General features: G+C 64.4%; 21 protein-coding genes and 1 riboswitch. Of the genes, 10 read left to right on the top strand and 11 right to left on the bottom strand.

Annotated features, from left to right (window positions below):
- The first annotated feature begins 24 nt into the window (after window positions 1-24).
- Together ACGLHT_RS22635 and ACGLHT_RS22630 are read left to right on the top strand one after the other, a co-directional pair.
- Window positions 25-1,488, top strand: a complete 1,464-nt coding sequence (locus ACGLHT_RS22635; RefSeq protein WP_274121182.1) for a DUF3300 domain-containing protein — start codon at window positions 25-27, stop codon at window positions 1,486-1,488.
- Window positions 1,485-2,378 carry a DUF2950 domain-containing protein gene (locus tag ACGLHT_RS22630; RefSeq protein WP_274121181.1) on the top strand — a complete coding sequence of 298 codons (894 nt, stop codon included), beginning with the start codon at window positions 1,485-1,487 and terminating at the stop codon, window positions 2,376-2,378. The genes ACGLHT_RS22635 and ACGLHT_RS22630 overlap by 4 nt, the downstream gene beginning before the upstream one ends.
- Before the next feature lie 25 nt (window positions 2,379-2,403).
- Here the strand turns inward: ACGLHT_RS22630 and ACGLHT_RS22625 are convergent, their stop codons facing one another.
- The 3 genes from ACGLHT_RS22625 to ACGLHT_RS22615 form a co-directional block, all read right to left on the bottom strand.
- Window positions 2,404-2,913, bottom strand: coding sequence for a DUF6708 domain-containing protein (locus ACGLHT_RS22625; RefSeq protein ID WP_274121180.1), 510 nt, complete (start codon window positions 2,911-2,913; stop codon window positions 2,404-2,406).
- A gap of 257 nt (window positions 2,914-3,170) precedes the next feature.
- Entirely contained in the window at window positions 3,171-6,356 is a 3,186-nt protein-coding gene (locus tag ACGLHT_RS22620; RefSeq protein ID WP_394520348.1) for a T6SS effector BTH_I2691 family protein, read from the bottom strand.
- A 180-nt stretch (window positions 6,357-6,536) separates the two neighbouring features.
- Window positions 6,537-7,391: a LysR family transcriptional regulator gene (locus ACGLHT_RS22615; RefSeq protein ID WP_085588381.1), complete on the bottom strand. Its 855-nt coding sequence runs from the start codon at window positions 7,389-7,391 to the stop codon at window positions 6,537-6,539.
- Between the two features lie 92 nt (window positions 7,392-7,483).
- Here ACGLHT_RS22615 and ACGLHT_RS22610 point away from each other — a divergent pair, with 92 nt between their 5' ends.
- Complete coding sequence (locus ACGLHT_RS22610) at window positions 7,484-7,912, top strand: multidrug/biocide efflux PACE transporter (protein WP_039614872.1); 429 nt, start codon at window positions 7,484-7,486, stop codon at window positions 7,910-7,912.
- A 246-nt stretch (window positions 7,913-8,158) separates the two neighbouring features.
- On the opposite strand, the gene ACGLHT_RS22605 is transcribed toward ACGLHT_RS22610, so the two are convergent.
- The 3 genes from ACGLHT_RS22605 to ACGLHT_RS22595 all read right to left on the bottom strand — a co-directional run bounded on the left by ACGLHT_RS22605 (window position 8,159) and on the right by ACGLHT_RS22595 (window position 11,518).
- Window positions 8,159-9,178: a branched-chain amino acid aminotransferase gene (locus ACGLHT_RS22605; RefSeq protein WP_013972500.1), complete on the bottom strand. Its 1,020-nt coding sequence runs from the start codon at window positions 9,176-9,178 to the stop codon at window positions 8,159-8,161.
- A 136-nt stretch (window positions 9,179-9,314) separates the two neighbouring features.
- Complete coding sequence (locus tag ACGLHT_RS22600; protein WP_274079652.1) at window positions 9,315-10,892, bottom strand: ATP-binding cassette domain-containing protein; 1,578 nt, start codon at window positions 10,890-10,892, stop codon at window positions 9,315-9,317.
- Window positions 10,893-11,158: 266 nt separating this feature from the next.
- Window positions 11,159-11,518, bottom strand: a complete 360-nt coding sequence (locus tag ACGLHT_RS22595) for a hypothetical protein (RefSeq protein ID WP_112254063.1) — start codon at window positions 11,516-11,518, stop codon at window positions 11,159-11,161.
- Between the two features lie 98 nt (window positions 11,519-11,616).
- Window positions 11,617-11,830: riboswitch (cobalamin riboswitch) on the top strand.
- 99 nt (window positions 11,831-11,929) lie between these two features.
- Here ACGLHT_RS22595 and cobW point away from each other — a divergent pair.
- The 4 genes from cobW to ACGLHT_RS22575 all read left to right on the top strand — a co-directional run bounded on the left by cobW (window position 11,930) and on the right by ACGLHT_RS22575 (window position 18,454).
- A complete protein-coding gene (gene cobW / locus ACGLHT_RS22590) occupies window positions 11,930-12,997 on the top strand; it encodes a cobalamin biosynthesis protein CobW (RefSeq protein ID WP_085602303.1) in 1,068 nt (355 codons plus the stop codon).
- A 3-nt stretch (window positions 12,998-13,000) separates the two neighbouring features.
- Window positions 13,001-16,762 carry a cobaltochelatase subunit CobN gene (gene cobN, locus ACGLHT_RS22585; RefSeq protein ID WP_274120900.1) on the top strand — a complete coding sequence of 1,254 codons (3,762 nt, stop codon included), beginning with the start codon at window positions 13,001-13,003 and terminating at the stop codon, window positions 16,760-16,762.
- Window position 16,763: 1 nt separating this feature from the next.
- Entirely contained in the window at window positions 16,764-17,786 is a 1,023-nt protein-coding gene (locus tag ACGLHT_RS22580) for an ATP-binding protein (protein WP_274120901.1), read from the top strand.
- 101 nt (window positions 17,787-17,887) lie between these two features.
- Window positions 17,888-18,454, top strand: coding sequence for a VWA domain-containing protein (locus ACGLHT_RS22575; protein WP_137164793.1), 567 nt, complete (start codon window positions 17,888-17,890; stop codon window positions 18,452-18,454).
- A gap of 107 nt (window positions 18,455-18,561) precedes the next feature.
- Here the strand turns inward: ACGLHT_RS22575 and ACGLHT_RS22570 are convergent, their stop codons facing one another.
- Window positions 18,562-18,828, bottom strand: a complete 267-nt coding sequence (locus ACGLHT_RS22570; protein WP_013972506.1) for a hypothetical protein — start codon at window positions 18,826-18,828, stop codon at window positions 18,562-18,564.
- Between the two features lie 341 nt (window positions 18,829-19,169).
- Here ACGLHT_RS22570 and ACGLHT_RS22565 point away from each other — a divergent pair, with 341 nt between their 5' ends.
- Window positions 19,170-20,495 (top strand): sigma-54 dependent transcriptional regulator, encoded by a 1,326-nt coding sequence (locus ACGLHT_RS22565; RefSeq protein ID WP_025338922.1) that lies wholly within the window; start codon window positions 19,170-19,172, stop codon window positions 20,493-20,495.
- A gap of 701 nt (window positions 20,496-21,196) precedes the next feature.
- On the opposite strand, the gene ACGLHT_RS22560 is transcribed toward ACGLHT_RS22565, so the two are convergent.
- A complete protein-coding gene (locus tag ACGLHT_RS22560; protein ID WP_274079656.1) occupies window positions 21,197-23,197 on the bottom strand; it encodes a U32 family peptidase in 2,001 nt (666 codons plus the stop codon).
- 216 nt (window positions 23,198-23,413) lie between these two features.
- Window positions 23,414-23,794: a RidA family protein gene (locus ACGLHT_RS22555; protein WP_015270613.1), complete on the bottom strand. Its 381-nt coding sequence runs from the start codon at window positions 23,792-23,794 to the stop codon at window positions 23,414-23,416.
- Between the two features lie 136 nt (window positions 23,795-23,930).
- Here ACGLHT_RS22555 and ACGLHT_RS22550 point away from each other — a divergent pair, with 136 nt between their 5' ends.
- Window positions 23,931-24,623, top strand: coding sequence for a tRNA (adenine(22)-N(1))-methyltransferase TrmK (locus ACGLHT_RS22550; RefSeq protein ID WP_274079657.1), 693 nt, complete (start codon window positions 23,931-23,933; stop codon window positions 24,621-24,623).
- 1 nt (window position 24,624) lies between these two features.
- Here the strand turns inward: ACGLHT_RS22550 and ACGLHT_RS22545 are convergent, their stop codons facing one another.
- Entirely contained in the window at window positions 24,625-24,888 is a 264-nt protein-coding gene (locus ACGLHT_RS22545) for a DUF2790 domain-containing protein (protein ID WP_085588407.1), read from the bottom strand.
- Between the two features lie 125 nt (window positions 24,889-25,013).
- Between ACGLHT_RS22545 and ACGLHT_RS22540 the strand changes: the two genes are divergently transcribed.
- Window positions 25,014-25,946, top strand: coding sequence for a LysR family transcriptional regulator (locus ACGLHT_RS22540; RefSeq protein WP_137163782.1), 933 nt, complete (start codon window positions 25,014-25,016; stop codon window positions 25,944-25,946).
- Window positions 25,947-26,046: 100 nt separating this feature from the next.
- On the opposite strand, the gene xthA is transcribed toward ACGLHT_RS22540, so the two are convergent.
- Window positions 26,047-26,859, bottom strand: coding sequence for an exodeoxyribonuclease III (gene xthA / locus ACGLHT_RS22535; protein WP_025338931.1), 813 nt, complete (start codon window positions 26,857-26,859; stop codon window positions 26,047-26,049).
- Between the last annotated feature and the right edge of the window lie 71 nt (window positions 26,860-26,930).

The following is a 26,930-nucleotide window of genomic DNA, read 5'->3' as shown; positions in this document are numbered from 1 at the left end:
GGTCTGATCTCATGGAGAGAAGCGATGCGCATCCCACTGTCAGCGGTCCTGTCGGTATTCCTGTATCTGAGCGCCACGCCCGGCCTGGTGCTGGCAGAAGACGTACCTGCCCCCGACCCGGCACCACCAGCCGACACGGTCGCGGCCAAGGACCCGGTGTTCACCCAGGAGCAACTGGACCAGATGCTCGCGCCTATCGCGCTGTACCCCGATGCGCTGCTGGCCCAGGTATTGATGGCCTCCACTTATCCGGGGCAGGTGAGCGAAGCGGTGACCTGGTCCAAGGCCAACCCCAAGGCCACCGGCGACGATGCCGTCAAGAAGGTGGCGAAACAGCCCTGGGACCCAAGCGTACAAGCGCTGGTGGCCTTCCCGCAGGTGCTGGCAACCCTGGGGCAGGACCCGGTCTGGGTGCAGCGGCTGGGCGATGCCTTCCTCGCGCAGCCCGACGATGTCATGGGCGGCGTGCAGCGCCTGCGTCACCAGGCCCAGGCCGCCGGCAACCTACAGAGCAACCAGTACCAGAACGTGACCGTGCAGACCGCCCCGGCACCGGCACCGGCCTCCAGCGGTAGCAGCACCCAGGTGGTTACGGCCAGCAGCCCGCCCACCACCATCATCATCGAGCCGTCCGACCCGCAAGTGGTGTACGTGCCCAGCTACAACCCGACCACCACCTACGGCACCTGGGCCTACCCGGCTTCACCGCCGGCGTACTACCCGCCACCGCCCATGTACTACCCCGGTTCCGCGCTAGTGGCGGGCCTGGCCTTCGGTACCGGCGTGGCGATCGTTGCCTCGCTGTGGGGTGACTGCGACTGGGGTAACAACGACATCGACATCGACGTCAACCGCTACAACAACATCAACGCCAACAACCGCATCACCAACAACCAGAACAAATGGCAGCACAACGCCGCCAACCGCGACGGCGTGCCGTACCGCGACTCCCGCAGCCGCCAGCAGTACGGTCGCCAGTTGGACGGTGCCACCCAGCGTACTGCCTTCCGTGGCGATGACGCCCAGCGCGCCCAGGCGCGGGACAAGGCCAGAGCGTCGATGGACCGGGCCGGCATCGAACGGCCGGCCACCAGCAACCGCCAGGCACGCCAGCAGATGCGCGAGGCGCAGGCGGGCAATTCGGTCGGCAACCGCATGCAGCCTCGTAGCGACAACCCGAGGGCGACCGACCGCCGACAGGAAACCCGCAACACCCAGGCTCGGCAGCAGAACAGCCAGGTGAGCCAGCGCAGGCAGGGCGAAGGCCAGGGGCGGCAACTGGTGCAAAACCGGCCTTCCAATACCGCCGGCCGGGCGCGTAACAATGCCTTCGACGGCGTGCGTTCACCCTCGCGCACCAGCGCGCAGGCCAGCCGTGGCCGCACCAGCCAGTCGTTCGCCCAGCGCCCGAGCGCATCGCGTGCCGCCGGGCACCAGATTTCCCGGCCCAGTGCGCCCGCACGCCGCGGGGGAGGTGGCCGTCGATGAACCGTCAATCGATAGCGGCACTGGTAATCGCAGCCGGTATGGCCTGGTCAACCCTGGCCGCTGCGCAGGAAGTCTTCCCGACGCCGGAGAAGGCCGTGGAATCCTTTGTTGCGGCGCTGGGTGAAGACAAACCTGACGAAGCCCGCCTGGCCCGGTTGCTGGGCGATGACTGGCGTACCTACATACCGCGCGGCGGTGTGCAACGCAGTGACGTAGACACGTTCCTGGCGCAGTATCGCGCGCAGCACAGCATCGACATGTTGGGGGCAAACAAGACCATCCTCGCGGTGGGCAGTGATCACTGGACGTTGCCCATACCGTTGACCAAAGGCAGTGAGGGTTGGCGTTTCGATCTCAAGGCCGGCAGCTCTGAAATTCGCGCCCGGCGTATTGGCCGCAACGAGTTGGGTGCCATGCAGTCGATGCTGGCCTACCACGACGCGCAGATGGACTACGCCACCCAGGACCACAACGGCAACGGTGCGCTGGAATACGCGCAGAAGATATTCAGCGAGCCCGGCAAGCATGATGGGCTGTATTGGGATGACGATGGCGATGGCCAGGTCAGCCCGTTGGGCCCGCTGTTCGGCCAGGACATGGTCGGCGACGCCTGGTATGGCTACCACTTCCGCATCCTCGATGCACAGGGCCCGTCCGCCCCCGGCGGTGCCTACAGCTACCTGATCGGCAACCAGATGAGCCGTGGCTTTGCCATGGTTGCCTGGCCGGCCAGGTACGATGACACCGGGGTGATGAGCTTCATGATCAGCCATGACGGCGAGGTGTTCGAGAAAGACCTCGGGCCGCACGGCGACAAGTTGGCCAAGGAGATGAAACGCTTCGACCCGGATGACAGCTGGAAGGTGGTGGATGTGCCGGCGGGAGATTGAGTGGGGCGCACCCGCCGTGGCCGGTTCAAGGTGCGGTTCGCGATTCAAGGTCCATATCAGCTGGCCAGCTCACTTTGGGTGCCAGGCGCAGAGCGAACTCACACCAGAGCACATCGTTGTGATCCTTGGGGGGGCCGGGCGGCGGCAGGGCTGAGGGGCCTTCCTGCATGTAGGTGCAGATGTAGGCCCAGGCATGCTCATTGGCGCCCATGGTGACCAGAGGGAAACGGTCGATGACATTGTTTGTGCCTGGTGCAACGATGGAGAGTGTGACACCCCATTTGAAAATTAACCCACCGTTTGGCAGTGCGCCGGTCTGGGACCAGCGCTCGGCGCGGACTTGGGCCCAGTCGTAACTGACCGGTACGACTTTGCCCTTGTCGAATGGGTTCCACCATTGATGCTTGAAGTTGTAGGCGTAGATTTTATTACGGGCCCGGTTGAATCTAATGGGCAGGTCTCGTGGGGGGGCTAGATCCACCCGGAAAAGGACAACAACGCACCATGTGATCAAAACATGCGGGATGACTAGCATTAAAATGCTCTCTAGATCTGTTGGGTCTGTGTGGATAATCATCCAAGGCAGGTCAATAAGGGTGGAAATTACGAGTACTAGTGTCAGGGCCGACACCAAGCCACGGTATGCCATTGCTGAGCGGGGTATTTCGAGGCAAATATCATCCTGATAATTCGGAGTCTGATTGCCCAGATGAGGCTCTGAAAGCGGCGCATCGCAGGGGGGGGGTAAGTCTTCCTTCCATCCAGTACAGGGCGGGTTCAGCGCTGGCCGGCTCATTGTTTGTCATTCCTGCTGGTACGTATATTGTTTTCTTTTACAACGACTCGGGCGCATGTCGTTGGGTCATGTTTATCTGGCCAGTAGCATACGTTGAACTCGGTGGCCTGAATCGTGTGGTGGTCGGACAGTGGCAGTGATCCCTGGATGCTGAGAGCTCCCGTTGCGCCGTTTAGCTTGATAATCGGTTGCATATCGGATGCTGCCGAGAAAAAGTCTTTAGGTGATTGATTTTGATCGTCCAGTTTTACCGGTGACAAACCATCAGCCAATAATATGACTGTCTCATGATGCCTACCTCCGCGGTGTATGGTTAGACTCCACTGATAGTGCGAGAGGTGCTGGTTGTAATTTGGGAGGCGAATGAAGTAATGCAGGTAGAAGCTCGCCGGCACCGCACTATCGTCGCCAAAGAATATCGGTACTTCATCCCCTCTGTGAATGGTGTGGCTGAGATCGAATTGTATCTGGATTGAAACTTCTGCCTCGAGCCCGATGATTGCGGCATTAAGTGCGCCAATTGCAGTGTCGAGGTCATTGTGGGTAGCCCATTGGCGCCGTGCGGGAGGTAGCCCCCATCTCCCATTTTTGGCCCAGAGTTCAATTGGAGATGACTCGCTCCGCTTGGCTATAGTTGCAAGAATATAGGCTGTTATTCCCAGCGTGATACTTATGCCTATCGGTCCAAGTAACGCGCTATAGCCAACCGCAGCCAAAGCTCCAAATACTGCCGCCCCAAATGAGGTCGCACTTGCGTACTGATAGGCTTGAGCCGCAGTTTCATCTCCTACTCGCTCGGCTCTGGAGCTTGCAAACTTGTACTGTACCCCATCCATGATTCCAGCTATTCCCGCAATGCCGGCGCCGTATCGAGCAATACCGGTTCCCAAAGATGTTGTCGTCACTGTTCCGGGCCACGGTATCTTCGGCCGCATGACTGCAACAGCCAGTCCTGCCGCCTCCACGCTTGCCCCCAACAAACCCAGGGATGAAGACCAGATCGCCGCAAGCGCCTCCGGGTTGTCCTGATGCGTCTCTTGCAACGCGCGATAGTTCTTGCCCAAGCTGTCCTGATGGAACCACATGCTGCCCAAGGCAAATAGCAGCCCGACACCTCCGCTACTCGCTGCAGCATCCCGCAGGCTGCGCATCGCATCGCTCGCCACGCTTTGCGCGGCCGTAGAACTGACCTTCAAACCACCCGTAACCTGCGCACGCAGCGTACCCGCACCAATCGCAACATTGCGTACCAGCGCCCCGACGCCACCGGCTGCACCTTCGCGCAACTGCACCAGCCGCGCCTGTAAACTTTCAGCACTTTCCAACGTCCAGAGCATCACCTCGATCATCTGGCTACGGTTACCCGCTGCCGCAATATTGATCGCGCCACTCAGCACCATGGCCCGCACCTTGCGGCCCAGTGGGTCACGGAACTGCTTGTCTACCTGCTGCAGAAACGCATCGGTCCGCGCCTCCAGGGCTTCATTGAGCAGGCTCATGTATTCGCCCACTGTCAGCGACACCCGCAGCGGCGTTACCTGCTGCCCCGCAAACAGGGCAAACGCCGAGCGATGCACATGGCCGATCAGGGTTTTGGTCCGTTCACTCAGGTGCTGGCTGAGCGCATTCCCTGCGCTGTTGGTCGCGGCCAGCAACTGGCCAACGGCATCCTGTATCGGCTTGATCATCAGCAGTTGGCCGTCTGCGGTACCGGCGATGCCCTTGATGATGTCGTACACCTTGCCGAAGTCGTCCCCGGACAGCGCGCTGGCCACCTGCTGCATCAGCTTCTGGTTCTTGGCCAGCAGTGCCTGGTAAAGCAGGCTGCGGTCGTCTTCCAGCAGCTGCTGCCAGATATGCTGGGTGATCCCGAGTGGCTGACCCTCCTGCGGCAGGGTTTCGGTAGGCCCGCCGGCCAGGCAGGCGGCCATCATCTGGATGAAGTACTCCACCGAAACAGGGGAGGTCGCGTCATAGTCGTAGTAGCCGATCTGCTGAAACGCCCGCTTGGCATAGTGCCGCGCATACAGATCGCCAACCTGGTCGATCATCGACTGCCAGTTTTTCAGTTCGCGGTCGTAATCGGCCTGGAACGCGGCGCGGGCGCTTTCGTCGTAACGCTCTTCCAGCCGCTCGCGGGCGTCCTGCTGCTTGCGCGCGGTGTTGCGTTCGGTCTGCGCGTCGATGTCCACCGGCGGCAGATACGCCTTGGCCGCGATCGGGCTGTCGTTCCACTGCTCGACCTGCCGGGCTTTCCGCTGCGCGTCCTCGGCACCCTGCACGGCAGCCATGGCAGCGTGCAGTTCGCGGATGCCCAGTAGTGCTTGCGAGGTGAAGTATTCGAAGTGCCGCTGCGGCTGCGCCCGCCATTCCTGCAGGGCCTGCACCCAGCCAGTGCGTTGCGCGTTGAGCTCCATGACCATGCCGACCGGGTCGGGCAGCGTCAGCGCCAGCAGGCCATTGGGCAATTGTTCCTGCTGGATGACATTGCGCACATGCGTGCGGGTTTCATGCCAGCGGCCCAGGCGGCTGTAAAAGCCATGAGCGCTGGTAAACCTGGCAGAGGAAAAGGTAGAGAACTCCAGCACCTGTTCCAGGCCGAAGCGGAAGCTGTCGGTCATGGCGATGCCCAGGCTGGCAGGGTCGTTGCGTGCGGTGTTCAGGTCCACCTCGACGAAGCGGGCGAGGGTGCCCGGGTCACTGTCGGCGATGCCTTGCCGATAGCGGTCGAGTACCGCACGGGGCCAGGGGTCGTTGGCGAAGGCGATCCAGGCCTTGCGGTAGAGCAGGGTATCGATGTTGATGAACGAGGCGATCACATCGTGGCCTTCGGTGGCGCATACCTTGGGTAACGACCTGGGTGGCCCGAAGGGCATCTGCGATACCGGAAAGCGCTGCAAGGTACCTTCCGCCGCTACCTCGTAGGCCTGCCAGATTTCCTGGTCGAGCAGTACGTAGACATAACCCTGGCGCAGGAGGCGCAACTGGTCGGTGTGCATCGGGTGGAAGATGATTTCGCTATCGTCTGCCAGGCGATAGGGGCGCCCTGTATCCGGGCGCGGGGCGTAGGCCTCGCGCAGCAGCAGAATCGGCAGGCCGGAGCGTTCGCAGGCATTACAGGTGCCGTAGGTGTTGGGGATCTCTTCCTGCATGGCGATGTGGATGGCTTTGCTGATGCTCATCAGGAGTTCCTTTTCCAGTGATTTGACGCAACGGCCAAAACACTAGCGAGGAACGCCTTCGCGGGGGAGCAATGGGCTTCCTAAAACGTTGTAGGATTTTTCGCTTTAGTGCCCTGTAGGAGCGGCCTTGCGTCGCGACGGGCTGCGCAGCAGCCCCAGGATCTTGCAGGCGATAAAGGCCTACTGCCCCAACATCTGCCGCACCAGCCACTGCCCAGCCGGCCCGAGCGCGCGCCGGCTTGACCAGGCCACATCCATGTCAACCCGTCGCGGATACCCGGCCACCTGCAACTCCACCAGCCCACTGCCAAACCGTGCCACTAGCGCCCTGGGCAGTTCGGCCCAGCCGAACCCGCGCACGGCGAACTCCAGCAGGGTGAGGTAGTCCGGTGCCGACCAGGCCTGGCCACGACCGTGGTGCAAGCTGGGGGCATAGGTCTTGATATACAGCTGCCGGACGTTCTCCAGGTGCTGCGTCTGCACCTGGGGCAAAGCCGCCAACGGATGACCGCTGGCCACGTACACCCCAAACTCTGCCTGCTCGGGCAAGCGTGCCACGGCAACGTCAGCGGGGTAGCTGGGCTGGGTGGCAAGAATGCCGACGTGTGCCAGGCCCTGCTGGATCAGCTCGATCACATCGGCATCTTCCGACGGGCCGCAGCGCAGCTCGGTATGCGGGTAATGCTGGGCGAAGCGGGCCATCACCGCGCCCTGGAAGGTCACGCTGTAGCTGTCCGACATCACCACCGAGACCAGAGCCTCGACGTTTTCCGCCAACCGCACCGCCAGGGCATCGAGCTGGGCGCTGGCATCGAGAATTGCCTCGACATGGCTCAGCACCTGCCGCCCAGCCTCGTTCAGCGTGGGGTGGCGACCGCCACGCTCGAACAACGGGCAACCCACATCGGCCTCGAAATTGGCGATGGCGATGCTGATGGTGGACTGGCTTTTGCGCAACTTGCGCGCCGCAGCAGAAAACGAACCCAGCGATGCAGCTTCGACAAAGGCGACCAGAGCTTCGGGTGAGTAGCGCATGGTATTGATAAAACCGATGGTAGCTATGTCGCGAGTATCAGTTCTATCAAAGAAAATAGGAAGCACGACTCACGCAATGGATGGAATTTGCAATGAAAAACGTCTCTTTCACCGAACGCCTGGTTCACGCCGTCGGTTATGAAGTGTTCGCCGTGCTGCTGTGTGCGCCGCTGTTGTCCTGGATCATGGGCAAGTCGCTGGCGACGGCAGGGGCGCTGGCGGTGACCCTGTCGGTGATCGCCATGCTGTGGAACATGGTCTACAACGCGCTGGTCGATCGCTACGTGCAGGTCGAGCGCATCCACTGGAAGGCCAGCGCACGCTTTGTGCACGGCCTGGGCTTCGAAGCCGGGCTGGTGGTGTGGTGCCTGCCGGTGGCGGCGTGGATGCTGGAGATTTCGTTGCTGCAGGCGTTCATGGTGGAGTTGGGCTTCTTTGTGATCATCCTGCCCTACACCGTGCTGTACAACTGGGCCTTCGACAAAGCCCGGCACCTGCTGATGCAGCGTCGCCTTGCATGAGAACTACCTGCCTGCGCGGCCTTTCGATTTGTGCATCGTGCGGATATCCTGGGGCCGCTTCGCAGCCCTTTCGCGACACAAGGCCGCTCCTACAGGGACGGCGCAGGCTTCAGGCTTGCGCTGTACCTGTGGGAGCGGCTTTAGCCGCGAACACCGGCGCAGCCGGTGCCAGTTGACCGCGTCAGCCAATAAAAAACGGGGCATGCCATCGCTGGCATGCCCCGTTTTTCAAACCGTTAAAGCGCCTCAGGCAACCTTGACGATCCAGCCAGCTGGTGCTTCCACGTCACCGCTCTGGATACCGGTCAGCTCGTTGTAGAGCTTCTGGGTAACCGGGCCGACCTTTTCCAGGTCGTGGAACACGTGCAGCTTGCCGTTGTACTCGATGCCGCCGATCGGGGTGATCACCGCAGCGGTACCGCAGGCGCCGGCTTCGATGAAGCGGTCCAGCTTGTTGATTTCCACATCGCCTTCGATCACGGTCAGGCCCAGGCGCGATTGCGCCAGTTCCATCAGCGACAGGCGGGTGATGCCTGGCAGCACCGAAGCCGATTTCGGGGTGACGAACTCGTTGTTGGCGGTGATGCCGAAGAAGTTGGCCGAACCGACTTCCTCGATCTTGGTGTGGGTCAGCGGGTCGAGGTAGATGGCGTCGGCGAAGTTGGCTTTCTTCGCTTCTGCACCCGGCTGCAGGCTGGCGGCGTAGTTGCCACCGACCTTGGCCGCGCCAGTGCCTTGCGGGGCTGCGCGGTCGAAGCTGGAGATCTGGAAGTTGTGCGGCTTCATGCCGCCCTTGAAGTACGAGCCAACCGGGATGGCGAAGATCGAGAAGATGAACTCGGGGGCGGTGCGCACGCCAATGTTGTCACCGGTGCCGATCACGAACGGACGCAGGTAGAGGGCGCCTTTACCATGCGGTGGCACGAACTTCTCGTTGGCCTTGACCACTTGCTTGCACGCCTCGATGAACACATCGGTCGGCACCTGCGGCATCAGCAGGCGGGCGCAGCTGCGCTGCATGCGGGCGGCGTTCTGGTCCGGGCGGAACAGGTTGATCGAACCGTCCTTGCAACGGTAGGCCTTGAGGCCTTCGAAGCACTGCTGGCCGTAGTGCAGGGCCGTGGAGCCTTCACTGATGTGCAGTACGTTGTCTTCGGTCAGGGTGCCTTTGTCCCACTCGCCATTGCGCCATACGGACAGGTAGCGTTTGTCGGTCTTGATGTAGTCGAAACCCAGCTTGTCCCAATTAATGCTTTCGTTGCTCATGACACCCTCATTGTCTTGCAAGTGCCCGATTGCTCGGGCTGCTGTTATATGCGCACCACGCCACCATAATACATCCGTGGCAGATCGGGAACGGCCAGTCACGAATTGATAGCCTGCAATGCATTCATTGCGGCTTCTACAGGTGCAGGTACTCGTCCAGCGCCAGCTGGTCGAGCAGTACCTGGTCGTGGGACGCCACCACCAGCGCCCCGCGAAACTGCCCGAGCATGTGTTCCAGTGCGGCCAGTGACGGCAGGTCCAGGTGGTTGCCGGGTTCGTCCAGCAGCAACAGGTCGAGCGGCCGTTCGCGGTATAGCACGGCGGCCAGTGCTGCCTTCATCCGCTCTCCGCCGCTGAGCAGGCCGCTGGGCAGTTCGATGCGGGCCGCATCCAGGCCCAGTTGCGCCAGGCGGCTGCGCAAGTCGCCCTGGGCCAGGGTCGGGTTTGCCTGGCGCAGGTGGTCGAGCACGCTGGTGTGGCCTGGTAGTGCGCTGCAGTGCTGATCGAGCAGGGCGGTTTCACCACTGAGGCGCAGGCTGTCGGGCGGGGCTGGCAACTCACCGTTGATCAGCCTGAGCAGGGTGGACTTGCCACTGCCATTGGCGCCAACCAGGCCCACCCGCTGGCCCAGGCACAAGCGCAGGTTCAGTGGTTTGCGCGTGCCGCGGGGCAGGTGCAGCGCTTGCAAGGCCAGCACTTCGCGGCCCGGATGACGCTGCGGCGTGGGTGCATGCAGGGTAATGGCGCTGTCCTGCTCGACTTCGCGGGCGGCGTCACGCACTTTGCCCTGCAGCGCCTGCCGGGCGTCGCGATGGTCGCGGCGCTGCTTGCCCGCAGTGGCCTGGCTGCGTTCCTGCTGGCGATCGACCAGGATCTTGGCCTGGTTGGCGTGCCTGGCGTTGCGCCCGGCGCGGGCTTGATGACGTTCCAGGTCTTCGCGCTGGCGCTGCAGTTCGCGCGCCTGGCGTTGCTGCTCCTGTTTCAGCCGGGCTAGTTGCTGTTGGGCCAGCGCCGTCTGGCTGGCTTTCTGGGCCGAATAGAAGCTGTAGTTGCCGCCATAGGCCTGCAAGCCCAGGCTGGACAATTCGACGATGCGCGTCATGTGCGCGAGCAGGCTGCGATCATGGCTGATCACCAGCAAGCCCCGGTCCCAGGCTTCGATCATGCTCAGCAGTTGGGCGCGGGCGTTGCTGTCCAGGTGATTGCTCGGTTCGTCGAGGATCAGGTAGTCCGCTTCGCTGAGCCAGGCGCCGACCAGCGCCACGCGCATGGCCTGGCCACCGCTCAGGCTGTGGGCGGGCTGGTGCCAGTCGAGCTGGCCCAGGCCGTGGCGTTGCAGGTGCCCCTGCAATTGCTCGCGGATATCCCAGCGTTCGCCGACGGTGTCGAAGTCACTGGGTGCGACGCTGCCTTGCTCGATGCGCTCCAGCGCAGCGAGCACCGCGCCCACCTGGGCCAGGTCGGCGACCGTGGCGCTGCGCTCGATCACCTGCTGGTCCAGAAGATGGATGCGCCCAAGGCGCCGACACTGGCCGCTGCTTGGTTCGCGCTGGCCGGCAAGTATCTGCCCGAGCAGGCTCTTGCCCACACCGTTGCGCCCGACCAGGCCGGTGCGGCGTTGGTCGAAGGTTTCGCTGAGGTCGGTAAATAACAGCCTGCCATCAGGCAAGGCCAAGGAGACGCTGTCCAGCGTCAGGATCGACGTGTTCGTCATGCACAACTCCACAAATGCCGCGACATCTCCGGAGGGAACCGGAGGCTGAAGACTGGCCGTCGAAGGGACGGCGGCATCAATGGCGCATTGGACGAATACCTCGTGACAGGGGAATGCGTAGCCTAACGGATAGAGGCATCGTTGTCGCGGGAAAACACATTCCGCGAGTGCGCCGCGGCCCCTGTGGGAGCGGGCGTGCCCGCGAACACCGGCGAAGCCGGTGCCCAGTGCAGGCAGGAAGAGCCAGGACCGCGCATGCCCCTGGTTCAGCGCCCCATCAAGCGCTTGCTCCAGTCGCCCCCGTGGCTCTGCTGGCAGGCCTCTTCACTGTCAAACCGCACATGCCAGGCCGGATGATCCAGTTGAATGCCGGCCTGTTCCAAAGCCAGGCCGGTCAGCGCCAGCATGCGTACCTTCGCGTCGCCCGCCACGGCGGCAGCCTTGTCGGCCTCTCGCTCGAACACCCAGGTAATACGCAGGCTGGCCGGAAAATCCTCGGGAGCCAGACGATGGGTAAGCCAGCTGAAACCGACGATCTCCGCCTTGGCGGTTTCGCAGGCTTCGGTCAGGCAAACCACCAGTTCACGCTCCAGGCGTGCCATATCGCGCTTGTTCAGGGGTTTCACCGGGGGGCCTCGCTGCTCAAAGCCACCACTGTAACGCAGTTGCGCCACTTGTTGTCGGCCAGCCCGACAGCAATGGTTGACCACCCGCCAGCCACTGCGTAGCCTTGCCACTTCGAGGTTCTTCGGCCAGGCCGAAGCTAAGACGGGAACGCGGTACAAGCCGCGGCTGCCCCCGCAACTGTAAGCACCGACAACGGATCGACACAGCCACTGCGCCCGCGCGCGGGAAGGCGTCATCCCGCCAGCCCGCTGCACCAGCGGGCACATGGAACGGTGCGAGCCAGGAGACCTGCCTCGTCACGTTTTCGACTTTCAACCGGGCGGGGTGATCCGGTGGCGAACAAGCCCGGCCGGCCTGGCCCGTGGCTGTCGTCCTGCATGCCCGCGCCAATCTGCCAAGGGCAATGCGACATGAAAACACTGGCCAAGCTCCCCGTCACCATCGTCACCGGCTTCCTCGGCTCGGGCAAGACTACCTTGCTGCGCCACATGCTCGACAACGCCCAGGGCCGCCGCATTGCGGTGATCGTCAACGAGTTCGGCGAACTGGGCATCGACGGCGAAATCCTCAAACAGTGCAGCATCGGTTGCACCGAAGAAGAAGCCACCGGCCGCGTCTACGAGCTGGCCAACGGCTGCCTGTGCTGCACCGTGCAGGAAGAGTTCTTCCCGGTGATGCGCGAGCTGGTGGCACGCCGTGGCGACCTGGACCATATCCTCATCGAAACCAGCGGCCTGGCCCTGCCCAAACCGCTGGTGCAAGCCTTCCAGTGGCCGGAAATCCGCAATGCCTGCACCGTCGACGCGGTGATCACGGTGGTCGACAGCCCGGCCGTGGCCGCCGGCACCTTCGCCGCCTACCCGGACCAGGTCGATGCCCAGCGCAAGCTCGACCCCAACCTGGACCACGAGTCGCCGCTGCACGAACTGTTCGCCGACCAGCTGGCCAGCGCCGACCTGGTGGTGCTGAACAAGGCCGACCTGATCGACGCCGAAGGCCTGGCCAAGGTCCGCGCCGAGGTGGCCGAAGAACTGCCGCCGGCGGTCAAGGTGATCGAGGCCAGCAGCGGCAAGCTGCCGCTGGAGGTGCTGCTGGGCGTGGGCGCCGAGTCCGAGGCGCACATCGATGGCCGCCGTACCCACCACGATTCGCATCATGACGGCGATGACCATGACGATCATGACCACGACGCCTTCGACTCCATCTCCATCGACCTGCCCGAAGCCGACGAAAGCCTGCTGCTCGACGCCCTGACCCAGCTGGTGGTGGAGTTCGGCATCCTGCGCGCCAAAGGCTTCGCTGCCATCCCGGGCAAGCCTATGCGCCTGCTGGTACAAGGCGTGGGCACCCGTTTCGACAAGCACTTCGACCGCGCCTGGCGCGCCGACGAGCCGCGCATCACTCGCCTGGTGCTGATCGGCCAGGACCTCGACGCCGCCCAGCTGGAAGCGCGCCTGCGCCAGGCACTGGGCGCCTGACCCATGCACCTGCTGCGGACCCAGCCCGGCGGCTTCGTGCCGGATGACAGCATTGCCGACCTCGGCCAGACGCCCGCCGAGCTGGTGATTCTCTGCAGCGGCGATTCGCACCTGGCATTGCTCGCCGATACCGCCGAGCAATTGCCCGAGAATTACCCCAGCCTGCGCCTGGCCAACCCGATGCAGGTACAGAACCATGCCTCGGTCGACCTGTACGTCGACCAGGTGCTGCGCCATGCCAAGGTCATCCTGGTGTCGCTGCACGGCGGCGTCGGTTACTGGCGCTATGGCGTCGAGCAACTGGTCGAACTGGCTGGCCGTGGCGTGCAACTGATCCTGGTGCCGGGCGACGACCGCCCGGACCCGGAGCTGACCAGCCTGGGCAGTGTCAGCGGCGAGCAGGCCGAACGCCTCTGGCACTACTTGCGCCAGGGCGGCAAGGCCAACGCCATCAACCTGTTCAACTGCCTGGCCAGCCAGTGGCTGGGCCGCGACTATGCCTGGGACGAGCCGCAGCCTTTGCCGCGCACCGCCGTGTATCACCCGGCCAAGGGCAGCGCCACGCTGGAGGACTGGTACCCGCAGTGGCATCCCGAACAGCCGGTGGCGCCACTGCTGTTCTACCGCTCGCACCTGCAGGCGGCCAACACCGCGTTCATCGATGTGTTCTGCCAGCGCCTGCAGGCCGCCGGGCTCAACCCGTTGCCGATCGCCGTGGCCAGCCTCAAGGAAAGCGCCTGCCTGGAGCAGGTCGAAGCCTGGCTGGACGAGGTGGGTGCCGAAGTGCTGGTCAACACCACCGGCTTTGCCCTGTCCAGCCCCGAACGGCCCAACCTGCGCCCGTTCCGTCGCGACATCCCGGTGCTGCAGGCCATCTGCGCGCAAGACAACCAGCCCGGCTGGGAAGCCAGCGAGCAGGGCCTGGGGGCGCGTGACCTGGCCATGCACATTGCCCTGCCCGAACTGGACGGGCGCATCATCACCCGCCCGGTCAGTTTCAAGGACATGGCCTGGCGCAGCGAGCGCAGCCAGTCCGACGTGGTCTGCTACCGCGCCCACCCCGAGCGCATGGACTTTGTCGCCGAACTGGCCCGCCGCTGGGTCGAGCTGGCGCGCCTGCCGAATGCGCAAAAGCGCGTGGCCCTGGTGCTGGCCAACTACCCGACCCGGGATGGCCGCATTGGCAACGGCGTTGGCCTGGACACGCCAGCGGCGGCGCTGAACATCCTCAAGGCCCTGCAGGCCGAAGGCTATCCGCTGGCCGACTTGCCGGGCAGTGGCACGCAACTGATCCACCAGTTGCTCGGCGGCGTGACCAACGACCTCGACCATCTGGACCTGCGCCCCTGCGCGCAGAGCCTCAGCCTGGCCGACTACCAGGCCGCCTTCGAGCGCCTGCCCGAGGCCAACCGCCAGGCTGTGCTGGAACGCTGGGGACCACCGCAGCAGGACCCGATGTACCGCAGTGGCCGGCTGATGGTGGCCGGCCTGCGCTTTGGCTTGACCTTCGTCGGCATTCAGCCGGCGCGGGGCTACCAGGTGGACCCCAGCGCGGTGTACCACGACCCGGACCTGGTGCCGCCGCACGGCTACCTGGCGTTTCACTTCTGGCTGCGCCATGCCTTTGCCGCCGACGCGGTGATCCACGTCGGCAAGCACGGCAACCTCGAATGGCTGCCCGGCAAGGGCGTCGGGTTGTCGGCGCAGTGCTGGCCGGACGCCTTGCTCGGCCCGCTGCCGAATATCTACCCGTTCATCGTCAACGACCCGGGCGAGGGTGCCCAGGCCAAGCGCCGCACCCAGGCGGTGATCATCGACCACCTGATGCCGCCGCTGACCCGTGCCGAAACCTATGGCCCGTTGCGCCACCTGGAGCAATTGGCCGATGAGTTCTACGAAGCGCAGCTGCTCGACCCGCGGCGCGCCCGCGAGTTGCAGCGCGACATTCTCGAACTGGTCAAGGCCAACCACATCGACCGCGAACTGCAGCTGGAAGGCCAACTGGACGATGCCGCCGTGTGGCTGCCACGCCTGGACACCTACCTGTGCGACCTGAAGGAATCGCAGATTCGCGATGGCCTGCATGTGTTCGGCCAGTCCCCGGAAGGCCGGCTGCGCCTGGATACCTTGCTGGCGCTGTTGCGGGTCGAGCGTGGCGACGGTCGCGGCGGCAATGCCAGCCTGCTGCGGGCTTTGGCCAAGGCGCTGGTGCCAGGTTTCGACCCGCTCGATTGCGAACTCGGGCAGCCATGGCAGGGCGCACGCCCCGAGCAGTTGCAGGCCATGAGCAGCGAGCCCTGGCGCACCTGTGGCGATACCCGCGAACGCCTCGAACTGTTGGCGCTGCAGGTAATCGACCAGGCGCTGGGCGGCACCGCACAGTTACCAGCCCAGAGCGAATGGCAGCCGGTGCACGACGTGGTGCAGGCGCTGCGCGAAGCGGTGGCACCCAGCCTGGATGCCTGCGGCAGCGCCGAAATGAATGGCCTGCTGGCGGCGCTGGCCGGGCGTTTCGTGCCCGCCGGCCCCAGTGGTGCGCCCAGCCGTGGGCGCCTGGACGTGCTGCCCACCGGTCGCAACTTCTATACCGTGGATGTGCGCAACCTGCCCACCACCACCGCCTGGCGCCTGGGCTTCGCCTCGGCCAACCTGATCCTCGAACGCCACCTGCAGGACCACGGCGATCACCTGCGCCAACTCGGCCTTTCGGTGTGGGGCACGGCAACCATGCGTACCGGTGGCGACGACATCGCCCAGGCCATGGCGCTGATGGGCGTGCGACCGGTGTGGGCCACCGGCAGCCAGCGGGTCGACGATTTCGAGATCCTGCCGCTCAGCCTGCTCGACCGACCGCGGGTGGACGTGACCTTGCGCGTTTCCGGCTTTTTCCGTGATGCCTTCGGCAACCTCATCCGCCTGTTCGATGCCGCAGTGCAGGCGGTGGCCGCGCTGGACGAGCCCGACGATCTCAACCCCCTGGCCGCCCGCGTGCGTAGCGAGCGTGCCGCGCTGCAGGCGCAGGGCGTGGACGCCGAGCAGGCCGCGCGCCAGGCTGGCTGGCGGGTGTTCGGTGCCAAGCCCGGGGCCTACGGCGCCGGGGTGCAGAACGCCATCGACGGGCGCCTGTGGCACAGCCGCGACGACCTGGCCGAGGTCTACCTCAACCACGGCGGCTATGCCTACGGCGCCAGCGACGACGGTACCCCGGCCCGGGCCCAGTTCGCCCAGCGCCTGGCCAAGGTGCAGGCGGTGCTGCAGAACCAGGACAACCACGAACACGACCTGCTCGATTCCAACGACTACTACCAGTTCCAGGGTGGCATGCTGGCGGCGTCGGAAACCTTGTCTGGTGCGGCAGTGGCCAGTTACCACGGCGACCACAGCCAGGCCGACCGGCCGCGCATCCGCACCCTCAAGGAAGAGCTGAACCGGGTCATCCGCGCCCGGGCGCTGAACCCGAAGTGGATCGACGGGGTCAAGCGCCATGGCTACAAAGGCGCCTTCGAGATGGCGGCGACGGTCGACAACCTGTTCGCCTTCGACGCCACCACGCAGCTGATCGACGACCATCATTACCAGGCGCTGGCCGATGCCTACGTGCTCGACCCGGCGACCCGCGACTTCATGCGCGAGCACAACCCCGAGGCCCTGCGCGACCTTACCGAGCGTTTGCTGGAGGCCCAGCAGCGCGGCCTGTGGCAGGCGCCTGGCGACTACCGCGAAGCCCTCGAGGAACAACTGCTCGACGGCGAGGAACAGGCTTGAAATGAGTGAACCCGTGCAATTTCCACTGGCAGCCGTGGTCGGTGCCGACGACCTGAAACTGGCGCTGTGCCTGACCGCCATCGACCCGAAGATCGGCGGCGTGCTGATCGAGGGGCCGCGTGGCATGGCCAAGAGCACCCTGGCCCGTGGCCTGGCCGACCTGCTCGGCGAGGGCCCGTTCGTCACCTTGCCGCTGGGCGCCAGTGAAGAACGGTTGGTCGGCACCCTCGACCTGGATGCCGCGCTGGGGCAGGGCAAGGCGCAGTTTTCCCCCGGGGTGCTGGCCCAGGCCGATGGCGGCGTGCTGTATGTCGATGAGGTCAACCTGCTGCCCGATACCCTGGTCGACCTGCTGCTCGACGTGGCAGCCAGTGGCACCAACCGCATCGAGCGCGACGGCATCTCGCACCGGCACAGTGCCCGCTTCGTACTGATCGGCACCATGAACCCGGAGGAGGGCGAACTGCGCCCGCAGTTGCTCGACCGCTTTGGCCTCAACGTGGCCCTGGAAGGCTTGCCCGAGCCTGAAGCGCGCCAGCAGATCATTCGCCGCCGCCTGGCCTTCGACAGCGACCCGAAGGCCTTCTGCGCGCAATGGGCCGAGGCCCAGGCGCAATTGCGCGAGCGCTGCCAGGCGGCGCGCCAGGCCCTGGCCGGCATTGCCCTGGACGACCAGGCGCTGGCCTGGATCACCGAACGCTGCTACGCCGCCGGGGTCGACGGCCTGCGCGCCGACCTGGTCTGGCTGCGCGCCGCACGCGCCCACTGTGCCTGGCGCGGTGGCGAGGCCATCGAAGAGGCCGATGTCGATGCAGTGGCCGAGTTCGCCTTGCGCCATCGCCGCCGCGTTGCGCCCCAGGCCAACCCGCCTGCGGCGCCGCAGCAGCCTGAGCAACAGCCCAGTCGGCAAGGCGCAGGCAACCCTGGCGAACAGGGCGGGCAGGGCGACTGGGGTGCGATGGCGGCGCAGCCGGTGGCCAGCGGCGCCCGCCGCGAGGTGCCGAACTGGGCAAAAAAGCCCTGAGCATCCCCCAGCCACCTGCCAAAGGGGTGGATGCCAAAGCAGGCGCAGGCAAGCAGTACGTTGCCAGCCGAGGCCGGTCGCGCAGTGCCACGGCCGGTCGGGTGGCCTGGCTGCCGACCCTGCTCAAGGGCCGGCCACGCCAGCGCCAGGACCTGTGCTGGCAGCAACGCCAGGCCAGGCCCGCAGAACTGTGGCTGGTAATCGTCGATGCGTCGGCCTCGACCCGCCGCCACCAGGCGCTGGCACAAACCAAAGGGCTGCTGGCGGCGCTGTTCGACCAGGCCTACCGCCAGCGTGCCCGGCTGGCCCTGCTTACCGCCAGCGGGCGCACGCCGCAGTGGCAGCGCCACGGCCTGAAGGCCTCGGCCGCTTTGCAACCCTGGCTGCAAGCCTTGGGTGCCGGTGGCGGCACGCCGTTGATCGCAGCACTGGAACAGGCTCGGCACTGGTTGCAGGCGCGGCAACGGGCCCACCCTGAAGAAGCATTGCGCTGCCTGGTGTTTACCGACGGTCGCCTGCAGCACTGGAATGCCGTGCAGCCGATGCCGTGCGCCACTTTGCTGGTGGATATGGAACTGGCGCCGGTGCGCCTGGGCCGTGCGCAGCGTCTGGCGCAACAACTTCAGGCTGATTACCAGCACCTGCAACAGTTCAGGTTGGTGGATTGAAAAAGTATCGATGCGACACTATGTCGCAATAAGAAAAGTTGCCAGAACAGCAACCCGGAAGTTGTACAAGTGCGTGGCGGTGCACGCACTTGGTTTGCCGGCCGATATTATTTCGGCATCGACCACGGTTGCAGGTCGTAACCTTTTTCGCACAGTTCGGCGCGCACTTCCTCGATCAGGCTGGCCCACTGGGCCGGGTCGGAGTAGATACGCGAGGACACTTGCTTGCTGCCGATGCGGGTGCTGGTCCGGTCGATCACTGCCAGGCTCAGTTCACCAGTACCGTTGGGTGCATCCCAGGCTACGCACTGGAAAGGTTCGAAGGCGTGGTCGGCAATCAGCAGTGCTTCGTTGACACGGAGCGGGGCATTCATGGTTCGGTCTCTCTATGGTCCCAAACATCCAGGTAAGTCCGCGTTGCTTCAAAGTCGCCTCGGTTATCGCGAAGTGCAGCGCGGGGTTATGTGTACTGATGCTCGTTGTCCGGTGGCGAGTCACACATTGGTTGTAAAAAAATTTGCCAGGTTCGAATCCGTTCTTGCCCATGCCGCCATGTGATGTCGATAAAGTGCGAAAATTCCCGTCACTGATTGTAAAAAAATGATTCGGCAGACAGACGGTACTGGGAACCGTCAACTTCGTTGCTACTGTTAATCGGGCGCCACAACTTACTGTTTTATTTCAAAAAACCGAAAACTGGCGCCAAGGATCGGTCATGCAGCAGCCTGCCGCTCTACGCCGTTTGCTCATCGTCGACCCCTGCGATGACTGCCACCGTTTGTTGCCTGGATTGCGCAGCGCAGGCTGGGATGTGGACAGCTGCATGCTCGGTGCCGCGCTGGATCATCCTTGCGATGTGGGCCTGTTGCGCTTGCAGGCGTCGCACCTCAGGCGCCCGGACGGGGTCAAGGACTTGATCAAGCGCAGCAACACCGAATGGATTGCCGTGCTCAGCGCCGAACAGTTGCGCATGCCGGCCGTCGGCGATTTCGTTTGTGAATGGTTCTTCGACTTCCACACCTTGCCGTTCGACGTTTCCCGCGTGCAGGTCACCCTGGGCCGGGCCTTCGGCATGGCGCGCCTGCGTGGCAAAGGGCTGGCGAGGGTGGATGAAACCAGCCACGAGCTGCTCGGTGACAGCCGCCCGATCCGCGAGTTGCGCAAGCTGCTGGGCAAGCTGGCGCCTACTGAATCGCCGGTGCTGATCCGCGGTGAAAGCGGCACCGGCAAGGAACTGGTGGCCCGCACCCTGCACCGTCAGTCGCAACGCAGCGAACAGCCGTTCATTGCCATCAACTGCGGGGCGATCCCCGAGCACCTGATCCAGTCGGAACTGTTCGGCCATGAGAAGGGCGCCTTCACCGGTGCTCATCAGCGCAAGGCCGGGCGCATCGAAGCGGCTCATGGTGGCACGTTGTTCCTCGACGAAATTGGCGACCTGCCGCTGGAGTTGCAGGCCAACTTGCTGCGTTTTCTGCAGGAAAAGCACATCGAGCGCGTGGGGGGCAGCCAGCCGATTCCGGTGGATGTGCGGGTGCTGGCGGCAACCCACGTGGACCTGGAAAGGGCCATCGAGCAAGGGCGTTTTCGCGAAGACCTGTATTACCGCCTTAACGTGTTGCAGGTTGTGACCGCGCCTTTGCGCGACCGTCATGGCGACTTGTCGATGCTGGCCAGCCATTTTGCCCATTTCTACAGTCTGGAAACCGGGCGTCGACCGCGTTCGTTCAGCGACCATGCCCTGGCGGCCATGGGCCGGCATGACTGGCCGGGCAATGTCCGCGAGTTGGCCAACCGTGTGCGGCGCGGGCTGGTGCTGGCCGAAGGTCGGCAAATAGAGGCGCAGGACCTGGGATTGCAGACCCTTGACCAGATGCAGCAACCGCTGGGTACGCTGGAGGAGTACAAGCACCGGGCCGAGCGCCAGGCGCTGTGCGATGTACTGAGCCGGCACAGTGACAACCTGAGCGTGGCGGCCAAGGTGCTAGGTATATCGCGGCCGACTTTCTATCGTTTGCTGCACAAGCATCAGATTCGCTGAGCAGCAGCGCAAAGGTCATGTACTGGTGCGATCCCTGTGGGAGCGGGTTCACCCGCGAAGCAGACGCCGCGGTGGATGGCACCGGCTACGCCGGTGTTCGCGGGCATGCCCGCTCCCACACTGACCGTGCAGGCCTCAAGGTCTTTGATTTAGGCCATTGCCTCTACAGGCATGGCGCTAGCCCCGGGGCCTTGCGCGATCCCTGTGGGAGCGGGCATGCCCGCGAAGCAGGCGCTGCGGTGGATGGCACCGGCTACGCCGGTGTTCGCGGGTAAACCCGCTCCCACACTGACCGTGCAGGCCTCAAGGTCTTTGATTCAGGCCATTGCCGCTACAGGCGTGGCGCCAGCCCCGGGGCCTTGCGCGATCCCTGTGGGAGCGGGTTCACCCGCGAAGCAGGCGCTGCGGTGGATGGCACCGGCTACGCCGGTGTTCGCGGGCATGCCCCCTCCCACATTGACCGTGCAGGCTTCGAGGTCTTGAGCAAGGCCATTGCCTCTACAGGCATGGCGCCAGCCCCAAGACCTTGCGCGATCCCTGTGGGAGCGGGTTCACCCGCGAAGCAGGCGCCGCGGTGGATGGCACCGGCTACGCCGGTGTTCGCGGGTAAACCCGCCCACAGGTACTGCACAGGTATGGAGGACTGTGGAGATCCCTGTGGGAGCGGGCGTGCCCGCGAAAGGGCCCTTACAAGCTACCGATCAATGCGGCCCGCGAGGAATGGTCTTCAGCAGGTCTTCCGGGCTGATATGCCCAACCACCTGCGCAACCGCGCTGCCCGGGGTCGGCAGGTCGATGATGTGGCTTTTCATCTTGCCGATCACGTGCATTTCGCACGGCTTGCAGTCGAACTTCAGGGTCAGCACTTCATCACCCTGGATCAGCTGCATCGGCGCCACCTTGGTGCGCACGCCGGTCACGCCCTTGGCCTGCTTGGGGCACAGGTTGAAGGAGAAGCGCAGGCAGTGCTTGGTGATCATCACCGGCACTTCGCCGTGCTCTTCATGGGCCTCGTAGGCCGCGTCGATCAGTTGCACGCCGTGGCGGTGGTAGAAGTCGCGGGCCTTCTGGTTATACACGTTGGCCAGGAACGACAGGTGCGACTCGGGGTAAACCGGCGGTGGCGTGGTCTCGGCCTTGCGCCCGCCACGCGGGTGCGCCTGCACCCGTGCTGCAGTCAGCGCCTCGATGGCTTCGCGGCGCAGGGCCTTGAGCTGCGAGTTGGGGACGAAGTACGCCTGCGGGGCGTCCAGCTCGATGCTGTCGGCGTGGTACATGGTGGTACCCAGCTGGCCGAGCAGGTCGTGCAGCTGGTCCAGCGCCTGCTGCGGCTTGTTGGCCGGGCCGAACGGGCCGTCCAGTGCCACTTGCGCGCTCACGCCTTCCTCGCTGGTGACGGTCAACGCCAGGCGTTGTTCGCGCAGTACCGCCTGCCATTGCACGCCGACGCGGCGCTCGGCCGAGGTGCGTTGCAGGGCTTGCTGCCAGTTGTGGTCGAGGTTGCGCGACAGCGGGTGGTTGGGCCGCAGCTTGTGCAGGCCTTCGGGCATTTCGTTGGGCTCGACGCGGTAGCGGTAACGCTTCTCGCCGTCTTCCTCGAACTCGCCACGCGGTTCGGCGATGTTGGCGCGGAAGCCCACCACTTCGCGCTTGACCAGCACATTGAGGCCGTCGCCGTTGGTCAGCGGCACCTCGGTGACCACCTGCAGGTCACGCTTGCCGACCTTTTCCACCACGCCCACCGGCAGGCCGGTGAAGGTTGGCGAGTCGAAGGCGCCGATGTCGACCTTGCGGTCGGTGACGAAGTAGTCGGTGCTGCCGCGGTGGAAGGTCTTGTCCGGGTCGGGCACGAAGAAGTGCTCGGTGCGGCCGCTGGAGGCGCGGGCCAGCTCCGGGCGGCCTTCGAGGATGGCGTCGAGCTCCTTGCGGTAGTGGGCGGTGATGTTCTTCACATAGGCCACATCCTTGTAGCGGCCTTCGATCTTGAACGAGCGCACACCGGCATCGACCAGGTCGGCCAGGTTGGCGGTCTGGTTGTTGTCCTTCATCGACAGCAAGTGCTTCTCGAACGCAACCACGCGGCCCTGGTCATCCTTCAGGGTGTAGGGCAGGCGGCAGGCTTGCGAGCAGTCGCCGCGGTTGGCGCTGCGGCCGGTCTGCGCATGGGAGATGTTGCACTGGCCGGAGAAGGCCACGCACAGCGCACCGTGGATGAAGAACTCGATGGCGGCGTCGGTTTCGGCGGCGATGGCGCGGATCTGCTGCAGGTTCAGCTCACGCGCCAGCACCAGCTGGGAGAAGCCGGCCTGGTCGAGGAACCTGGCCCGTTCCAGGGTGCGTATGTCGGTCTGGGTGCTGGCGTGCAGCTCGATCGGCGGGATATCCAGCTCCATCACCCCCAGGTCCTGCACGATCAGCGCGTCGACACCGGCGTCGTACAGCTGGTGGATCAGCTTGCGCGCGGGCTCCAGCTCGTTGTCGTGGAGGATGGTGTTGATGGTGGTGAACACGCGTGCATGGTAGCGATGGGCGAACTCGACCAGTTCGGCGATATCGCTGACTTCGTTGCAGGCGTTATGGCGCGCGCCGAAGCTCGGGCCACCGATGTAGATGGCGTCTGCGCCGTGCAGGATCGCTTCGCGGGCGATGGCCACGTCACGGGCAGGGCTGAGCAGTTCCAGGTGATTCTTTGGAAGGGACATGTCGTTATAGGTTCGGGCTGTCACGGTTTAGGCGGGCATTGTAGCGGCGAAACGGGCTGGCGGCATCATCGGGGTGCTTGTAGGAGCGGCCTTGTGTCGCGAAGGGCCGCAACGCGGCCCCGGCAATATCTGCTGCGCAGCTGAGAACCTGGGGGCGCTGCGCACCCCAATCGCGACACAAGGCCGCTCCTACAAGGATCGTGCCTCAGGCAAAAGTCAGCGCTTGGCGGCCATTGCGGTCACTTCCACGCGCATGCCTTCAAATGCCAGTGCAGCCACGCCCACGGCGGCGCGTACCGGCCAGGGCTTGCTGAAGAAGCGCTGGTACACCTCGTTGAATGCCGCGCGGTCGGCCATGTCGGTGAGGTAGATGGTCAGGTGCAGCACGCGGTCCATGCCGCTGCCGGCCTTCTCCAGCGCCACTTTCAGCGCCTGCAGGGTGCACTCGCTCTGCTCGACGATGCCGCCCAGTTCCAGGCTGCCATCGGCGTGGGTCGGGATCTGCGTGGTGACCAGCACGCCGTTGTATTCGGCAACGTCGGAGGAAATCGACTCGGCGTCCGGGTCCGGGGTGTAGATGATGTCTGCTTGTGCCATGGTGTGTCTTGCCTTGCTACGGAAGGAAAGCGGCAAGCCTACGCGAGCGCGCCGGCACGGTCGAGGGCACCCCGGTGTTTGAAATGCGCGGCGTTCGCCGTCAGAATCGCGGCCGATTGCAAAGCAGGGGTTTACGTTGAACGAACAGACATTGTCCAGGCGCCTGGAGCGCGTGGCTGCACAAGTACCGCAAGGCGCGCGCCTGGCCGACATCGGCTCGGACCATGGCTACCTGCCGGTGGCCTTGATGCTGCGCGGCGTGCTGGACGCGGCGGTAGCGGGCGAGGTGGCGCAGACGCCATTTGCTTCGGCCCAGCGCAACGTGCGCAGGAACGGCCTGGAAGGGCGGGTCAGCGTGCGCCTGGCCGATGGCCTGGCAGCGGTTGAGGCGGAAGACCGCATCTCGGTGATCAGTATCTGCGGCATGGGTGGCGACACCATGTGCGAAATCCTCGAGGCCGGCAAGCAGCGCCTGGCTGGCGTCACGCGCCTGGTGCTGCAGCCCAATGGCGCCGAGCGCGAACTGCGCCAGTGGCTGGTGGGCAATGGTTACCGGATCGTCAGCGAAGAGCTGCTGCGGGAAAACCGCTTCGACTACGAGATCATCGTCGCCGAGCCGGGCGGGGCGGCGTACACCGCTGAACAGCTGTACTTCGGCCCGGTGCTGGTGCAGGAGAAAAGCGAAGCGTTCCTGGTCAAGTGGCGGCGCATGCTGCGGCAGAAGCAGCAGACCCTGGCCAACTTCGAGCGTGCCCGCGGTGCGGTGCCTCAGGCGAAAATCGACGACTTCAGGCAACAGGTCAGCTGGATCACCGAGGTGCTGGCCTGACTCACTGCTGCGAGCAGTTGCCCATTTCCCGGTAGTCGATTTCGCGCTTCTGGCCCTGGTGGTCGACATACACCATGTGCGCGGTGCCAACCTGGCAGTCGGCGGCGTTGCTGGCCGGGGTGATGGATATGACCTTGGCCACGTCCAGCGGCATGCCGTATTCGTAGTTGCTGCTGCTGACCGGCTGGTTGCTGCCGGTGTCGGCAAAGGCACCGAACGAGGCGAGAGTAGCGGCAACGGCAAGGACAGCGATCGAACGTTTCATGGCAGGCTCCTTTTTTCAATGTATGGCTAATGATCCATTCATTGGTCATCCACAATAAATGGGCTAACCCGTGATAGATTCCTGCCTGTAACGCAAGAATAAGACCGAACAAGGAGCACACCTTCATGGACATGCTGCATGCCATGCGTACCTTCGCCCGTGTGGTGGAATGTGGCAGCTTCGCTGCGGCCGCCAATGCCCTGGACATTTCTGCGGCGCAGGTTTCGCGCATCGTTGCCGAGCTGGAAAACCAGCTGCAGACCCGCCTGCTGCACCGCACCACGCGGCGTCTGCGCATGAGCGAGGCGGGCGAGCGGTTTCTCGAGCGCTCGCGGCAGATCATGTTGCTGACCGAAGAGGCGGTGGGCGAAGCCCGTGGCGCGCACCTTACACCCCGCGGCCACCTGCGTTTGCATTGCCCGCACGGGTTGGGCCTGTTGCTGATGCCGCTGGTGGCCGGCTACAACGCATTGTGCCCGGAGGTGGTGATCGAGCTGACCCTGTCCCAGCGCAACCCCGACCCGCTGGCCGAAGGGCATGACGTGGTGATTACCGTGGACGGGGCGTTGCCGGATTCGCAGCTGATCGCCGTGCCGCTGGGCAACATTTTCAGCATCCCCTGCGCAGCGCCGAGCTACCTGGTGGCCCATGGCGTGCCAGAGCGCCCGGAAGACCTGCACCAGCACCGTTGCCTGCGCATGGCTTATCCGATGTACGAAGGTGACTGGGTGTTCCCGCAAGGGGTGGACCAGTGCGTGATCGCACCGAACGACAGTTTTTCCACCAACGTCGCCGACGCCATGCTGGTGGCCAGCGAGCTGGGCATGGGCATTGGCCTGCTGCCGTTCTACACCGCCAGCCAGGCGATCGAGCAGGGGCGGTTGTGCCGGTTGCTAGCGCCGTATCGCCTGCGCGAGAGCGCGCTGTATGCAATCTACCCGTCACGGCATTACCTGGATGCCAAGGTGCGCACCTGGATCGACTACCTCAAGGAGCAGCTGCCAGCGCTGTTCGAGGGGCATGCCAGGGTGGTGGATGATTCGCGCTATTGGCGATAGCCGAGTGCGGGGCGGTTAACGCTGGCCCTTGTAGGAGCGGCCTTGTGTCGCGAAAGGGCCGCAAGGCCGCTCCTACAGGTGCTGTGCGTTCAGCTGGTGATCAGCTCAATTCCAGCCAGATCGGCGCATGGTCCGACGGCTTTTCCATCCCGCGCAGTTCATAGTCCACACCCGCCGCCTTGATCCGCGGCACCAGGTGCTGCGAGGCCATGATCAGGTCGATGCGCAAGCCGCGCTTGGGTTCGTCCTCGAAGCCACGGCTGCGGTAGTCGAACCAGCTGAAGCGGTCGGAAACTTCCGGATACAGGTGGCGGAAACTGTCCACCAGGCCCCAGCCTTTCAAACGTTCCATCCACTCGCGTTCTTCCGGCAGGAAGCTGCACTTGCCGGTCTTGAGCCAGCGCTTGGCGTTGTCCGGGCCGATGCCGATGTCGCAGTCCTGCGGCGAGATATTCATGTCGCCCATCACCAGCAGTGGCTGGTCGTTGCGGAACTGGCCTTCCAGCAGCGCCTGCAGGTCGCTGTAGAAGCGCTGCTTGGCCGGGAACTTGGTGGGGTGGTCGCGGCTTTCACCCTGGGGGAAGTAGCCGTTCATGATGGTGATCGGGTTGCCATCGGCATCGGCGAAGGTGCCCCAGATGAAGCGGCGCTGGGCGTCTTCTTCATCGCTGGCAAAGCCCTTGTGCAGGCTCAGCGGTGCCTGGCGCGACAGCAGGGCCACGCCATAGTGGCCTTTCTGGCCGTGGTAATGCACGTGGTAGCCCAGCGCCTGCACGTCGGCCAGCGGGAACTGATCGTCGCTGACCTTGGTTTCCTGCAGGCCGATCACGTCCGGCTGGTGCTTTTCGATCAGCGCCGCCAGCTGGTGCGGGCGGGCCCGCAGGCCGTTGATGTTGAAACAGACGATCTTCATGGAAAGATAATCCCGGTAAAAGGCGCGATGCTAGCCGACATCGCTTGCCATCACCAGCATGGCGGCTTCGG

It is taken from the genome of Pseudomonas sp. PsB, from assembly GCF_043658375.1.
GTDB classification, from domain to species: domain Bacteria; phylum Pseudomonadota; class Gammaproteobacteria; order Pseudomonadales; family Pseudomonadaceae; genus Aquipseudomonas; species Aquipseudomonas putida_Z.
The sequence above is the reverse complement of the archived record's forward strand: the minus strand, read 5'-3'. Positions and strand labels throughout refer to the sequence as shown.